The sequence below is a fragment of the Rhodococcus sp. 5A-K4 genome (assembly GCF_046097995.1).
GTDB classification, from domain to species: domain Bacteria; phylum Actinomycetota; class Actinomycetes; order Mycobacteriales; family Mycobacteriaceae; genus Rhodococcus_F; species Rhodococcus_F erythropolis.
In genome coordinates, this window is sequence record NZ_JBJURM010000010.1 from 1 (window position 1) to 13,537 (window position 13,537).

Here is a 13,537-nt window from a genome sequence, read left to right on the forward strand (position 1 = left end):
ACACGCATTGATTCTCTGATAGCGAGTGGCTCACCAAACGGGGTCCTACCATGTGCCTTTGTCCTCGTAGCTGCCCCAGATGCAACGCGGGAGGCATACGCCCAGAGCGTCGCTGGGTTGAGCGCCAACGTTTATGCTCCAATCGCCCAGCAGCTCAACACAGTCGCTTCGATTCTCGCAATCGCAATCCTCGGATTACTACTGGTAGCGGCAGAAAGTTCGCAGCGCGTCCGAGAAGCACGCGAGGAAGCTCTGGCTGCCCGAGTTAACGGCCACGGTTGGGCCGACGAACGACATAGCAATAGCTGGCGACAACCCGCGCACAAACTCGATGACTGTTGCTGCGCTAGTACTAGGGGATCGTCGTCGCGCCACTTGCGATCGCAGTTGGTCACATAGCCCCCCAGTCAGATCAAGCGGACCGGCGAACAAAGAAACGGTCTTGCGCTCGCTGGCCTCATCCTTGGCTACATCTTCCTCTCGCTGATCGTGCTGTTTCTGGCAGCGATCGCGTTCGACAACGCCTAAACGACTATCAACGTCCACCCACACCAGGGTTCGGGACCACAGGCAATTCCCTCGCCCGATCGCGTGCCGACTGCCGCGCAGCCTTCAGAGTTGGGAAGAAAGTGTTGTGCGCGTTGGCATCCAAGTTAAGAGGAACGTCCAGGCTTGAGATGAGCTGGTGCTCCAACACCCAAGGCTCGGGGTTCAGAACCCAGGACACCAAAGCGTTCTCAGCCATCCACTCGGACAGCACCTTCTCACCCGCAACAAACGTCAACCGTTTGCCTGAACCAACCAGACGTAGCTCGATCCCCAGCTGATCCGACAGTAAGCACCCAAGAGTCAGTCGCAACGTCGAACCGGCAGCATTTCCTGTGTAATGAGTCTTGATGCGAGTACGGATGCTCTGCTTGCTCGGAGCTTTTCCGTTAGCGGGAGGTGCTGATGGACTGATCCCCGTGTACAGCAAGGTTAGCCCGTCTCTCTTCGCACACCCTGCCGTGTTGATCTCAGCGGGCAGCTCTCGGAACCACCAGCCGTAAACACCTGGAGTGGCCGGCACGGGGCATGGAGTCGTTAGAACCTGAGCACGAGTGTGTGGAGATGCTGCCAGGTAAAGGGCGCTTTCATCCACGGCGACGTCAGCGGTGGGGATCAGGTTCATAGCGAGGATGTTCGCATAGTGGTCTGACAGCGAAGGACGGTCGGTCTTGTCCGCTTAGATCAGCGCATGAGCGGCGACAACAATATTGACATGGATGTTCGTATGCGGGAGTTCCGCAGGCTGGTCGAACAGCAGACCGCACTTCCACAGATGCGAGAGAGGATACGCAGTTGGGACTGACGGCGACGAGCCGAGGTCCTGGCTTCACCTTGGGATGTAGTCGTGAAAATTGAAGAGAACTACCTCGACGAGACTTACAGTCGGCACGCAATCGTCGAAATGAGACTAAGTAGCCTCACGATGAAGCCACCCACCCCGCCGAAGAGATCACTAAACTCTGCGAAGTCGCGCTAGAAAAGTAGTTCGACTTCACCGCGGGCACAATGCGGGTGAAGTACGACGAGCCGCCTCAATTGGCACTGATTTCGACCGCCGCGCTGACGGTTCGGTAGGTGAAGAAGCCGAACGCCCCGAGGCCAACGGTAAGCAGCATCGGGCCACGCCAGTTCCATTTTGCGACTTTAACGACCCACGACTGACTACCTTGTGTCCTCAACGATCTGACCCCGTGCGGCACGACGAAGAGACCAGCCATCGGCACAAAGATCCAGAGCAAGATTTGGCCCCACATGTGACGGATCTTAATGGCTAGCAGCAACCAGCCCGGACAAAGTGACTACAGACGAAGACCACAGTTACTAGACCGTCTTACTGGCACAGTCGCGGTTCGAACATGGAGCCGCCAGGACCCCCGCATGCGAAGCACGATCAACCCGCTCGCCAGGAGGCAGTCCGTAGTCGCTGCCACCGATAAGGCGAGGAGGACCAAACTGACGATTACGACGTCGAATTCTACTTCGACACCTACGCCATCAGAATTCCCGCACGAGTTGCTCAAGTGAAGGCCGCCGTCGCGGCTGATCAGCACCGCCACACCACATCGAAGCGCATCCTCGACCCACCACGACAGAACCAAGCGACCCAAAACCAACCTGTTGACGACTCAGAACCTGTGAAATTCGGCCAGACCCCGACAATATTCTGAAATCCGCCAAATCTTGGACGAAAGTCCAGTAGAACTAGTTACAGTTTTGCTCAAACCGTCACGCACCCCGCTGAATGGAGTTCTACATGGCCCGCCGCTCACTTCGCCACGCAGTAGCAACCACTACATCCCTCGTTCTCATCGCCGCCGGCGTCACTGTTGGACTTGGAGCCTCGGTGGCGCAAGCAGCACCGGCATGCGCGCTCAACCAGTCGGTCACCGACAGTTGGGCCGGTTCCCTCGGGACGCCGTACACCGTCAGCAAGGAGGTTGTCGGCGATGGCAAGGTCGCCGCGGGTCAGACGGTCACCTACATCACCAAGGTTTCCGGTTCCGGAGCCCTCGTCAATCAGATCCGCGATTTCCACCCGGCAGGATTCCAGCTGGTCAAGGCTCGCCTGAACGTCAAATGGCTTATCGGCGACCAGAAGTGGGACGACGTCACCAAGACCGTCGTTGTCGGCAACAACTCCGTGGTGGCAAAGGGCGGCGGATGGACCACTGCGGGCGGCGGCGTCATCGCTTTGGAAACCACCTACAAAGTTCCCGATAACGCAGTTGTAGGCACGCAGCTCGACAGCGGCGCCGGCACCAACATTGTGCTGGCGGCGGGCGACTGGAACATCAATCCGATGGGCGTCTGCGTCACCATCCGGCAGCCGAACCCCGTCGAGGCGGGCGCCGGAAGCCTCGAGGACATGGGCTTCGGCTCACTCAACTCCGGATCAGGCCAGGTATTCGGCTCCCTGACCGACCCGCAGGGGTCGATGACCAATGTCATCAGCGGTGTCTTGGGCAATGTGCTCGGCAACATGAGCTGACTCAGTTCGGATTAGTAAATCGGCCGAGCTACCAGCAGATGCTGGTAGCTCGGCCCATTTCTACGTTGCCGAACAAAGCTTTGCCGTCAACCGAGTTCAAGAAATCATCAGCAAATCACCGCATCGGCTTTCCGCCGTACCGGGCCGGCGTCGTACCGAAGGTTTCCCGAAATGCGGCGATGAACCCACTGCTGGTGCGGTAACCAACCTGCGGGGCAACGTCATTGACACCCTCACCCCGCGCGAGCATCTCGAGCGATGCGTACATGCGTGCTCGAGTTCTCCACTGCCCGAAGGTAATCCCGGTATCGGCGACAAAGGCTCGCATCAAGGTCTTGGAACTGACCCCGAGTTCGCCCGCCCACTCCCCCAGCGTCCGTGAGTCTGCCGGATCGGCAAGGATGCGGGCAGAAACCGAACTCGCCGCAGCATTGCGAGGAACCGCGAGGACGTCGTGCCGTTCGGGCGCGGCAGCAAGAATGTCGTAGAGCAACTCCTGACTCATCAACCGCCGAGCATCGTCGATGGTCCGGTCGGCGAGATGGCGCAGCAATTGAGCGGACAGAGCATCGACTTCGAGAACAAGTGGCTGAGTCCACCGCGGCCCGGCAGGGCGTAGATCCGGACGCGCATAGGCCGCAATCATGCACCCCTCCGTCAGAAGTGTCATGTCGTGGAGAACGGTGCCCGGCAACCAGACCAAGTGCTCGCTGTGCAGGTGCCACACATTGCCTCCGGCAGCGATCTGCATCGTCCCTTCACTCATCCAGGCGATCTGATGCTCGGGGTGTCGATGAGCTCCGTACGCAGTCACTCCGTCGACGACGTTGGTGTAGACCTGAAAATCTTTGAATGTCCGTCCGCGACTATCGGGCAGCGCTAGCAAGGACTTTGGGCGAGTCGAGTACTCGATAGTGGACATTTTGCGTCTCTCTGGGCGTATCCGAGTCCATCCTGAAGGATGGACCGACGATCCCGCAAAGGTTAGCCTCACTTTATTGCTGACGCGACCAGTTCAGCACTTCACGCGGAACTCAGATCACTTCGCCCACCACTTCGAAGGAGCATGCACGTGCCCTCACGTAGCACCCGAATCCTCGCCGCCTTATTCACGACGGCCGCGATCATCGGGTTCTCGACCGCCTGTGGAACCTCGCAAGGCGTCGACACCGCATCAGCGACCCAGAGCAACGACGCATTCCCCGTGACGATCGAGCACGCACAGGGGTCGACGACAATCGATGCCGAACCGCAGCGGGTAGTGACACTCGGATACACCGATCACGAACCACTGCTCGCCTTGGGAGTCGAACCCGTAGGCATGGCCGAATGGTGGGGGTCCGGCATGGATGAAAGCTGGCCGTGGACGAAGAATGACTGGAAGGGGAAAACTCCGACCTACATCAACAGCGGCGGAGACTTCAACTTCGAGCAAATCGCCTCCCTCGCACCAGATCTGATCCTAGCGCTGTACGCCGACGTCGACACGGAGACCTACAAGAAGCTGACCTCGATTGCGCCGACTGTCGCGCAGAGCAAGGACTACGACGCATACACAACGCCGTGGACCGACATGACACTCACCGCCGGGCGCGCCCTCGGCAAAGAACCACAAGCTCAGCAACTGATCGCGGATACCGAAAACGCGTTTGCCACCGCTCGCGCTGCACACCCGGAGTTTTCCGGGCAAACCGCAACGATCGTCAACCTCGACACTCCCGAGGGATACGTGTTCTCGTCGCACGACCCACGCGGCATCTTCCTCTCGTCACTCGGATTCACCCTCCCCCCGACGGTCGACGCATTCGTCGGCGACCAGTTCGGCGACTGGCTGCCGAACGAGCGATACGACATCCTCGAACCCGTTGATCGTTTGATCGTGATGGCCGATCCGGAGGGAGAGAAGGCCCTCCCCGGCAACACTCTCTACCAGCGGCTACCCGCTGTGAAAAACGGAAATGCGATAGTCGTGCGATACACCGCAGATCCACCCGTCGGCGCGGCGATGTCCGGCAATACCGTCCTGAGCATTCCGTACGCCATCGACCAACTGACCGCCACATTGTCGAAGTAACCAACAATTCCAGGTATCGAAAATATGTTCGAATGATGCTAGCCTCAAACCCAGGAAGCACTCACGGACATCGAGGATCACCATGGACGAGGTACCGGAGACAGCGCTAGATCTTGCACGACTCGATCTGGCTCGGCCGGTCGACGAGTTGACGGTTCTCGACCAGCGACGCGTCGACATCGGCGAGAGCTTGGTTCAACTCGAGTACCTCTACGCCAGGATGGGCGCACGGCAACAAGCAGATGCTGCTCGAAAAGCCTTCCAGGAGAAGTACGTCGGACGAATCTACGAACTCGCAGACGGTCTGCGCACCTGAAAAGAGGTTGCACACAACCACTGACGGAGCGCATGGTCATTCCTGCACGACACACCGGACCGATCGGTTCGGCTGTGAACTATGTGGGAGAAATCTGATGGAGAAGATCACCAAGAGGCTGTGGAACTGGGCATCGATACTCGACGAGAACACTCGCGAGCAAGCGCTGCGTACGTCCCAGATGCCTTTTGTCCGTCCACATCTGGCACTTATGCCGGATGCGCACCTCGGTGCGGGAGCGACGGTGGGTTCGGTCATTCCGACGGAAGGCGCAATCATGCCCGCCGCCGTCGGAGTCGATATCGGCTGCGGAATGATCGCGGTCAAAACCCAGTTCAGTGCACGCGACCTTCAAGGCCGCGACCTGAGCGTTCTTCGCCACAGCATCGAACGCTCCGTTCCGCTCTCGGCGGGTGTCTACAACAAGACGCTGAGCGACACGGCGCAAATCCGCATCGCAGAACTCGAGGCAATGGCGGGCGATCGCCTGGCCTTCTACGACAAGTTCAAGAACAACTGGAGGTTTCAGCTCGGAACGCTGGGTTCTGGCAACCACTTCATCGAGGTGACGCTCGACGAGAGCGACGGCGTCTGGCTGTTCCTGCACTCGGGCAGTCGCGGTATCGGAAACAAGCTCGCACAGCATCACATCAAGATCGCCAAGGACTTGTGCGAGCGGTGGTACATCAACCTTCCCGATCCGGATCTGGCCTACCTGGTCGAGAAGACGCCCGAATTCGACTCGTACATCACCGATCTCAACTGGGCTCAGCACTTCGCTCTGCTCAACCGCGAAGAGATGATGGACCGCGTGGTGAAGGACTTCGCGCACTTCATGGGTGACGGCAAGCCCGCGATCATCGACGAGGTCGAGCGGATCAACTGCCACCACAACTTCACCCAGAAGGAGTTCCATATGGGCCGGGGTGTGTGGCTGAGCCGTAAGGGTGCGATCAAGGCAGACGAGGGCACGCCCGGGCTCATCCCCGGTTCGATGGGGACGGCGAGTTACGTCGTAGTCGGGAAGGGAAACGTGCCGTCGTTCAAGTCCAGCCCCCACGGCGCGGGTCGGGTGTACGGACGTAACCAGGCACGCAAGACCTTTACGATCGAAGATCTCGACAAAGCGATGGTCGGCATCGAATACGAGCGTTCCGCGGCGTTCCTCGACGAGATCCCGGGTGCGTACAAGGACATCGACGTCGTGATGGACGACGCGAAGGACTTGGTCGAGATTCGACACACGCTGCGTCAGATCGTGAATGTCAAGGGCAACTGACCCCGCGCAACTCCGCGAAATGCAAAGTGCCCCGCCGATATCGGCGGGGCACTTCGTTGTCAAGATCAGTCAGGAAGGCGCAGATCCGGCTTGTCCAGCTCTTCGATGTTGACGTCCTTGAACGTCACGACGCGTACGTACTTCACGAATCGCGCCGGGCGGTACATGTCCCACACCCAGGCGTCGGACATCCGCAGTTCGAAGTAGATCTCCCCGTCTGAATTGTGGGGCAGCAACTCGACCGTGTTGGCCAGGTAGAAACGTCGTTCGGTCTCCACGACGTAGGAGAACTGTCCGACGATGTCCCGGTATTCACGGTAGAGCGACAGCTCCATCTCGGTTTCGTACTTCTCGAGATCCTCGGCACTCATCGGTTTAGCCAGTCCTCCCAGTTCGTCTGAACGTCCATCATCCCGTACGGCCCGCGCGTTGTTCCAACCGGACTCCCGCAGCCACCACGTTTGCGTACGTCATGCGATGCTCGGGGCACGGCCCCAGCTCGTCGAGAGCGTCCATGTGCAGTGGCGTGCTGTATCCCTTGTGAATCGCGAAGCCGTATCCGGGATGAGTGTCGTCCATCTCGGTCATCACACGATCTCGGGTCACCTTCGCGAGAACGCTCGCCGCGGCGATACATGCAGCGGCGCCGTCACCGCCGATGACCGGCAGCGACGGAGCCGTCAAACCCGGAACCCGGAACCCGTCGGTGAGGACATAGCCCGGTTCGAGGTCGAGGCCCGCAACTGCTCGTCGCATCCCCTCGATGTTGGCAACGTGGATACCGATCTGATCGACTTCCGCAGCGGGTACCGAAACGACACTCCACGCCAACGCCAAGCGCTTGATCGCCGGGAAAAGCTCCTCGCGCGCACGTTCGGTCAGCTTCTTCGAATCGTCGAGCCGCGCCAGTGCCGCTTGCGGTTTCGGCGCCAGGACACACGCTGCAATGACGAGTGGACCAGCGCACGCTCCGCGCCCGGCTTCGTCGACGCCGGCGACCGGACCGAGTCCGGTTCGCGCCAACGCAGACTCCATCGTCCGCAGACCTGCCGATCTGCGAATGACGACGCGAGGGGGCCAACTACTCACTGTCTCTGCCTACTCGGAACTACGCGAATCCATGTGTGCGGTACGACAACTCAATTGCCCTGAATATCAGGCGCATCGATGCCGCCCATTCGCGACGGGGGAAGGACGATGAATCGAGCTTGACCGATGATGTTGTCGATCGGGACTGTTCCCTGGAACTCGTCGTCCACGTGGTAGCGCGAGTCGGCGGAATTGCTGCGGTTGTCACCCATGACCCACACGTGGCCCTCGGGAACGGTGATCGGTCCGAAGCAGCGGCCCGACTTCAATTCGGTGTCACACGTTTGTGTTCCCGGAGTGAACGGGAAATCCATCTTGATGTACGGCTCGTCGAGCGGCTTGCCGTCGACCAGGACTCGGCCCTGATCGTCACAGCATTCGACGGTCTGGCCGCCGGTAGCGATCACTCGCTTGACCAAGTCGTTCTCGTCCGGCGGAACGAGGCCGACCCACGAACCGACCTCTTGAATGCCGCGAACGACAACGTTGTCGGACCGATTGGACACATATTTCGTGTTCCACGAATCGGGTCCCTTGAAGACGACGACGTCGCCGGGTTCCGGATCGCCGAAGCGGTATCCGATCTTCTCCACCACGATGCGGTCACCGGTACATCCTGCACAGCCGTGCAGTGTCGGTTCCATCGACTCGGATGGGATGAGAAAAACTCTGAAGACAAATGCCTGAAGGACGATGCTGAGTACCAGCGCTACGCCGATCAGAACAGGGAGTTCTCGCAGGAACGATCGCTGTTTCTTCTGCGGCCGATGTGAGGTCGGTTCCGCGGAACCGCTTGATCCCTCGTGATTCTCGGGTCCGGACGACAATGCCTGCTCCTTCGAAGAATCTGCCACAGAAACCAGATTAGCCCGACACCGCGCGTACGCGGTGCCGGGCTCATCGGAAAGATCAGCGCTTTTCCTTGATCTTCGCCTTCTTGCCACGAAGCTCACGGAGGTAGTACAGCTTGGCGCGACGGACGTCACCGCGGGTCAGAACCTCGATGGAGGCCAGCGTGGGGCTGTGAACCGGGAAGGTGCGCTCGACGCCGACGCCGAAGGAGACCTTACGGACGGTGAAGGTCTCGCGAACGCCGCCGCCCTGGCGACGAATAACGACGCCCTTGAAGACCTGCACGCGCTCCTTGGAGCCTTCGATAACCTTGACGTTCACGTTGAGCGTGTCGCCGGGACGGAACTCGGGGATGTCGTCGCGGAGCGACTTTTTGTCCAGGAAGTCCAGGGTGTTCATATGTCATCCTTGTATTTCGCAGGAGCAGAGGAACCGAGCGGCACGCGTTTCGGTCTCCCGAAACGGCGCTCGTCTGGTTCGTGCCCAGATCAAGTGCTGCTGCCTGGTCCAGGCAACCCGTCCATTGTGCCAGACGCGGATACCAGCGGGGAAATCGGTGGCGGCGGAGCCGCGTGAATGGTGTGGTCCAATTCCTGCTCGGCCGCCGTCATCGCATGCTCGACGCTCGGCGATCCGGCAATCAGATCCTGGACGTAGATCTTGGCCCTGATGACCGGTCGCCGCCACTTCCGCTCACGCTCGAGCGCGCGGTTCATCCGTTTCGGCTTACGCGTGTACCGCCAGCGAGCCCACGGTGCACCCGGCCGGCTCAAGCGAACCGCTCCGATTACCAGCAGCGGAAAGACGAACAGGCCGACGAGCCCCGTCCATATCTTCCCTTTGAGAATCACGATTGCCGCCAAGGCGAAGTTGATCAACGCGACAAAAACGAAGACCAATTTGATCCACGGATCCCGTTCTTCACGGAATCCGGCGACGTCGAGCAATTCGAGCGGGCGGAAACCCAACAGCACCAGACCGGTCACGGCGATTGCGACGAAAACCGCATCCACCGAGGTCCGACCTTGCTCGGACCAGTACACATCCTTCAGATAGAAGATCAGTGCGAACTCGTCGAGCACCAATGCCGCACCCATACCGAAGATCGCCGCCAGGACGGCACCGGTGGTCTGCGAACCATCGACGTAGACCGCGATCAGCGCACCACCGGAGATCATCATGGCGATCACACCGAACACGACGTGATGCACGTGCTGACCTCCGGGCGCGATGTTGCCCGGCCACCATTTCACCTGCGCGCGGATCATCCGGACGCTGAGACGGATGAAGAGGAACGCAGAGAGGAACCCGAGCAGGAAGAACAGCAACGGCAATCGGCCATGGGCGATGATCTCGCGCTCGAGCCACTCCCGCATCACTGTCCTCCCTTCACCGAATTCATGATCCGGCCCTGATCGGATTCATACCGCCAACCGACTCGATTGTGACGATACGGACTTCGAAAACCCGGCGGACGGATTTACTTGCCGAAGCCCGCCTTGCGCAGAGCCTCAGCCATCGACCCGGCAGCGGGCGCGCGGTTGTCCGGACGCGACTCGCGTCCACCCTGACGTCCGCCACTACCTCGTTGCTGCCCCTGACGCTGACCCTGTGGCTGGCCCTGACGCTGTGGTTGCCCACCTCGCGGGCCTTCGGACTTGCGGGGTGCGCCCACCTCGTCGTCGAGACGAAGCGTCAGCCCGATGCGTTGGCGTGCCTCGTCCACTTCGAGAACCTTCACCTTGACGACGTCACCTGACTTGACGACCTCGCGTGGGTCCTTGACGAAGTTGTGTGACATCGCCGAGACGTGAACCAGACCGTCCTGATGAACTCCGATGTCGACGAAGGCACCGAAGGCTGCGACGTTGGTGACCACACCTTCGAGAGTCATACCGGGCTTGAGATGCGCGACTTTCTCGATGCCTGCGGCAAAGGTCGCGGTCTTGAATTCGGGTCGTGGATCTCGTCCCGGCTTCTCCAACTCGGAGATGATGTCGGTGACGGTCGGTAGACCGAATCGCTCGTCGACGTAGTCGGACGCCGTGACCGATCGAAGTGCCTGCGAGTTTCCGATCACGGTGCGCACGTCCCCGCCGGCACTGGCAACGATCTTGCGAACCACCGGATATGCCTCCGGGTGGACGCTCGACGCGTCGAGCGGGTCGTCGCCGTCGGTGATCCGCAAGAAGCCTGCGCACTGCTCGAAAGCCTTGGGTCCCAGTCGGGAGACGTCCTTGAGTCCCTTGCGGGACTTGAACGGACCGTTCTGGTCCCGATGGGCGACGATGCTCTCCGCTAGGGAACCTGCGATTCCGGACACCCGAGCGAGCAGCGGCACGGACGCGGTGTTGACATCGACGCCGACCGAGTTGACGGCATCCTCGACGACGGCGTCGAGGGAACGTGAGAGCAGCGATTCGGTGATGTCGTGCTGGTACTGACCGACACCGATGGACTTGGGATCGATCTTGACCAACTCCGCCAACGGATCCTGCAGGCGACGCGCAATGGACACCGCACCGCGAATCGAGACGTCGAGGTCGGGAAGTTCCTGCGACGCGTAGGCCGAAGCCGAGTACACCGATGCGCCTGCCTCGGAGACGACGATCTTGGTCAGGTTGGGCGCGCCGGTCTTCTTGATCAGTTCGGTAGCGAGCGTGTCGGTCTCGCGTGAGGCCGTGCCGTTGCCGATGGCGATCAGTTCGACGCCGTGCTTGGCGACCAGCCCGGCAAGCGTCGCAAGAGCCGCATCCCACTTGTTCTGCGGCTGGTGCGGGTAAATCGTCTCGTATGCAACAACTTTGCCGGTTCCGTCGACGATGGCAACCTTAGTTCCGGTACGGAATCCGGGGTCGAGTCCCATGGTGGGTCGGGCGCCGGCGGGAGCCGCGAGGAGTAGATCCTTGAGGTTGGTGGCGAAGACGTCGACGGCGTCCTTTTCGGCCGACTGCCGCAGACGCATTCGAGTGTCGATACCGAGCGTGACGGCGAACTTCGTCTTCCACGCCCACTTGACGGTGTCGAGAAGCCACCCGTCGGCGGCCCGACCACGGTCGGCGATCTCGAACCGCGACGCGATGCGGCCTTCGTAGACCGTGCGCTCCCCCGGCGCGAGTTCTTCGGTGTCGGCCGCCATGTTGAGCGACAGCACTTCTTCCTTCTCTCCGCGCAGGACGGCGAGGATGCGGTGCGAGGGCAATTTGGAGAACGGTTCCGAGAACTCGAAGTAGTCAGCAAACTTCGAGCCATCGGTTTCCTTGCCCTTGCGGACCGAGGAGACGACCTGGCCGCGACTCCACATAAGCTCGCGCAATTCACCGACCAGATCGGCGTCCTCGGCGAAGCGCTCCACGAGGATCGACCGGGCACCGTCGAGTTGCTCGTCCGAATACTGCGCGGGATCGGTGGTGGGATCTCCGATGAGAGCGTCCGCGACGGGCTCGTGGCCGGCCTCGCGGGCGATCTGCGCCTTGGTGCGCCGCTTCGGCTTGAAGGGGAGGTAGATGTCCTCCAGCCGCGCTTTTGTCTCGGCCAGCATGATCTGACCGCGCAGTTGATCGTCGAGTTTGCCCTGAGAGTCGATCTCCGTGAGCACGGCGTCACGACGGTCGTCGAGCTCGCGGAGATACCGCAGCCGCTCGTCCAGGAGTCGCAACTGGGCGTCGTCGAGCGTGCCGGTGACTTCCTTGCGGTACCGGGCGATGAAGGGCACCGTGGCTCCGCCGTCGAGAAGGTCGACTGCTGCTGCAACCTGGCCTTCGCGGACGTCGAGTTCCTCGGCAATGCGCTGGTTCACGGTCTTGAGAATCACGAGATCCGACCCTACCGCTATCCTGAGACAAGAAGATCGGCAACAGTGCCGTGTCAGGGCTACCGGGGGAAACAGATGAGTACGCGGTACGTCCGGATTGCCGCAATGGCGGCCGCAGTTACTTTTGCGGCTTCGTGCAGCGGCGGACAGAACCCGGATGATTCGATGCAGACCCCCGCCTTCCCCGACACCAATGTTCCGGTCGCGGAGACTCTCGACGGCCGACTGGCGCAAGCTCAGGTGGCGGCGCTCGGGCGTGGTGCGGACGTCTCCATCGCCGTCCTCGATCGATCCTCGGACAAGTACCTCGATGTTGCCGGCGACCAGCAAATCGAAACTGCCTCGGTGGCAAAACTTTTCATCGCCGAGGATCTCCTCCATCAGGACGCTCGCGGCGAGCGGCCCATCACGGACGACGATCGCACCCTCATGGCGGCAATGCTCGAATCCTCCGACGACACCGCAGCCAACCTGCTGTGGGACGAGGTCGGCGGTCAGGAGGTGATCACCCGGGTTGCCGAGCGTTACGCACTGACCGCGACGACGCCGCCGTGGGACGGAATGTGGTGGAACACCGAGACCACGACGCACGACCTGGTCACTTTCTACAACGGCGTCCTCGACGACTCCGACCAACTCGGACCTGAGCGGGTAGAGCAATTCGTCGAGTACCTGAGGCAATCCACTCCCGAAGGAACCGACGGCTACGACCAGAGGTTCGGATTGCCCGAGGCCTTGTTCGGCGAGTCGGTCATCGGAGTCAAGCAAGGCTGGATGTGCTGTGTCGAGGACAAGTGGATCCATCTGTCCACCGGCATCGTCGGTGACGACAACCGATACATCATCGCGATCGGTTCACGAGAAGACGTCCAGTACACGGACGAGGACAGCTTCTATCCCGACACCTCGTTCACCGACGCCGTCGACGACGAAAGCGCACTGCACGCACGTGACACGGTCACCGGCGTCACACAGATTCTCTTCCCGAGCGGAAGCATCGACGACTGGGCGGCGGCATCCACGACCGCGGATTCGGTGATGCCCGAAGCTTCCGGGCCCTGATTCGATCCACGCGG

General features: G+C 60.7%; 13 protein-coding genes. 5 read left to right on the forward strand and 8 right to left on the reverse strand.

Annotated elements, in window-relative coordinates:
* Positions 1-535: 535 nt before the first annotated feature.
* Positions 536-1,171, reverse strand: a complete 636-nt coding sequence (locus ACKAMS_RS14900) for a GIY-YIG nuclease family protein (RefSeq protein ID WP_305088209.1) — start codon at positions 1,169-1,171, stop codon at positions 536-538.
* 1,131 nt (positions 1,172-2,302) lie between these two features.
* Between ACKAMS_RS14900 and ACKAMS_RS14905 the strand changes: the two genes are divergently transcribed.
* Positions 2,303-3,037 carry a hypothetical protein gene (locus ACKAMS_RS14905; RefSeq protein WP_003942731.1) on the forward strand — a complete coding sequence of 245 codons (735 nt, stop codon included), beginning with the start codon at positions 2,303-2,305 and terminating at the stop codon, positions 3,035-3,037.
* A gap of 115 nt (positions 3,038-3,152) precedes the next feature.
* Here the strand turns inward: ACKAMS_RS14905 and ACKAMS_RS14910 are convergent, their stop codons facing one another.
* On the reverse strand, positions 3,153-3,959 hold the full coding sequence (locus ACKAMS_RS14910; protein ID WP_408989195.1) for an AraC family transcriptional regulator: 807 nt from the start codon (positions 3,957-3,959) through the stop codon (positions 3,153-3,155).
* Positions 3,960-4,103: 144 nt separating this feature from the next.
* Here ACKAMS_RS14910 and ACKAMS_RS14915 point away from each other — a divergent pair, with 144 nt between their 5' ends.
* The 3 genes from ACKAMS_RS14915 (at position 4,104) to ACKAMS_RS14925 (ending at position 6,706) form a co-directional block, all read left to right on the forward strand.
* Positions 4,104-5,111, forward strand: coding sequence for an iron-siderophore ABC transporter substrate-binding protein (locus ACKAMS_RS14915; RefSeq protein ID WP_408989196.1), 1,008 nt, complete (start codon positions 4,104-4,106; stop codon positions 5,109-5,111).
* Between the two features lie 82 nt (positions 5,112-5,193).
* Positions 5,194-5,427, forward strand: a complete 234-nt coding sequence (locus ACKAMS_RS14920; protein ID WP_408989197.1) for a hypothetical protein — start codon at positions 5,194-5,196, stop codon at positions 5,425-5,427.
* Positions 5,428-5,524: 97 nt separating this feature from the next.
* Positions 5,525-6,706: an RtcB family protein gene (locus ACKAMS_RS14925; RefSeq protein WP_279163808.1), complete on the forward strand. Its 1,182-nt coding sequence runs from the start codon at positions 5,525-5,527 to the stop codon at positions 6,704-6,706.
* Between the two features lie 65 nt (positions 6,707-6,771).
* Here ACKAMS_RS14925 and ACKAMS_RS14930 read toward each other — a convergent pair whose 3' ends face one another.
* From ACKAMS_RS14930 to ACKAMS_RS14955, 6 genes are all read right to left on the reverse strand, one after another.
* Complete coding sequence (locus ACKAMS_RS14930; protein ID WP_003942715.1) at positions 6,772-7,077, reverse strand: DUF2469 domain-containing protein; 306 nt, start codon at positions 7,075-7,077, stop codon at positions 6,772-6,774.
* A gap of 37 nt (positions 7,078-7,114) precedes the next feature.
* Positions 7,115-7,795: a ribonuclease HII gene (locus ACKAMS_RS14935; protein WP_019747972.1), complete on the reverse strand. Its 681-nt coding sequence runs from the start codon at positions 7,793-7,795 to the stop codon at positions 7,115-7,117.
* A 50-nt stretch (positions 7,796-7,845) separates the two neighbouring features.
* Positions 7,846-8,649, reverse strand: a complete 804-nt coding sequence (lepB, locus tag ACKAMS_RS14940) for a signal peptidase I (protein ID WP_003942787.1) — start codon at positions 8,647-8,649, stop codon at positions 7,846-7,848.
* Between the two features lie 55 nt (positions 8,650-8,704).
* Positions 8,705-9,046: a 50S ribosomal protein L19 gene (gene rplS, locus ACKAMS_RS14945; protein ID WP_003942791.1), complete on the reverse strand. Its 342-nt coding sequence runs from the start codon at positions 9,044-9,046 to the stop codon at positions 8,705-8,707.
* An 89-nt stretch (positions 9,047-9,135) separates the two neighbouring features.
* Entirely contained in the window at positions 9,136-10,023 is an 888-nt protein-coding gene (locus ACKAMS_RS14950) for a hypothetical protein (RefSeq protein WP_003942742.1), read from the reverse strand.
* A 104-nt stretch (positions 10,024-10,127) separates the two neighbouring features.
* Complete coding sequence (locus ACKAMS_RS14955; protein ID WP_308372356.1) at positions 10,128-12,461, reverse strand: Tex family protein; 2,334 nt, start codon at positions 12,459-12,461, stop codon at positions 10,128-10,130.
* Between the two features lie 75 nt (positions 12,462-12,536).
* On the opposite strand from ACKAMS_RS14955, the gene ACKAMS_RS14960 reads away from it, so the two are divergent.
* Positions 12,537-13,523 (forward strand): serine hydrolase, encoded by a 987-nt coding sequence (locus tag ACKAMS_RS14960; protein WP_029255127.1) that lies wholly within the window; start codon positions 12,537-12,539, stop codon positions 13,521-13,523.
* Positions 13,524-13,537: the final 14 nt, after the last annotated feature.

Excerpts from the sequence above, each read along its gene's own strand:
- ACKAMS_RS14915 (WP_408989196.1), top strand. The coding sequence starts at position 4,104 with ATGCACGTGCCCTCACGTAGCACCCGAATCCTCGCCGCCTTATTCACG.
- ACKAMS_RS14930 (WP_003942715.1), bottom strand. The coding sequence starts at position 7,077 with ATGAGTGCCGAGGATCTCGAGAAGTACGAAACCGAGATGGAGCTGTCG.
- ACKAMS_RS14900 (WP_305088209.1), bottom strand. The coding sequence starts at position 1,171 with ATGAACCTGATCCCCACCGCTGACGTCGCCGTGGATGAAAGCGCCCTT.
- ACKAMS_RS14960 (WP_029255127.1), top strand. The coding sequence starts at position 12,537 with ATGAGTACGCGGTACGTCCGGATTGCCGCAATGGCGGCCGCAGTTACT.
- ACKAMS_RS14920 (WP_408989197.1), top strand. The coding sequence starts at position 5,194 with ATGGACGAGGTACCGGAGACAGCGCTAGATCTTGCACGACTCGATCTG.
- ACKAMS_RS14905 (WP_003942731.1), top strand. The coding sequence starts at position 2,303 with ATGGCCCGCCGCTCACTTCGCCACGCAGTAGCAACCACTACATCCCTC.
- ACKAMS_RS14910 (WP_408989195.1), bottom strand. The coding sequence starts at position 3,959 with ATGTCCACTATCGAGTACTCGACTCGCCCAAAGTCCTTGCTAGCGCTG.
- ACKAMS_RS14950 (WP_003942742.1), bottom strand. The coding sequence starts at position 10,023 with ATGCGGGAGTGGCTCGAGCGCGAGATCATCGCCCATGGCCGATTGCCG.
- rplS (WP_003942791.1), bottom strand. The coding sequence starts at position 9,046 with ATGAACACCCTGGACTTCCTGGACAAAAAGTCGCTCCGCGACGACATC.
- ACKAMS_RS14925 (WP_279163808.1), top strand. The coding sequence starts at position 5,525 with ATGGAGAAGATCACCAAGAGGCTGTGGAACTGGGCATCGATACTCGAC.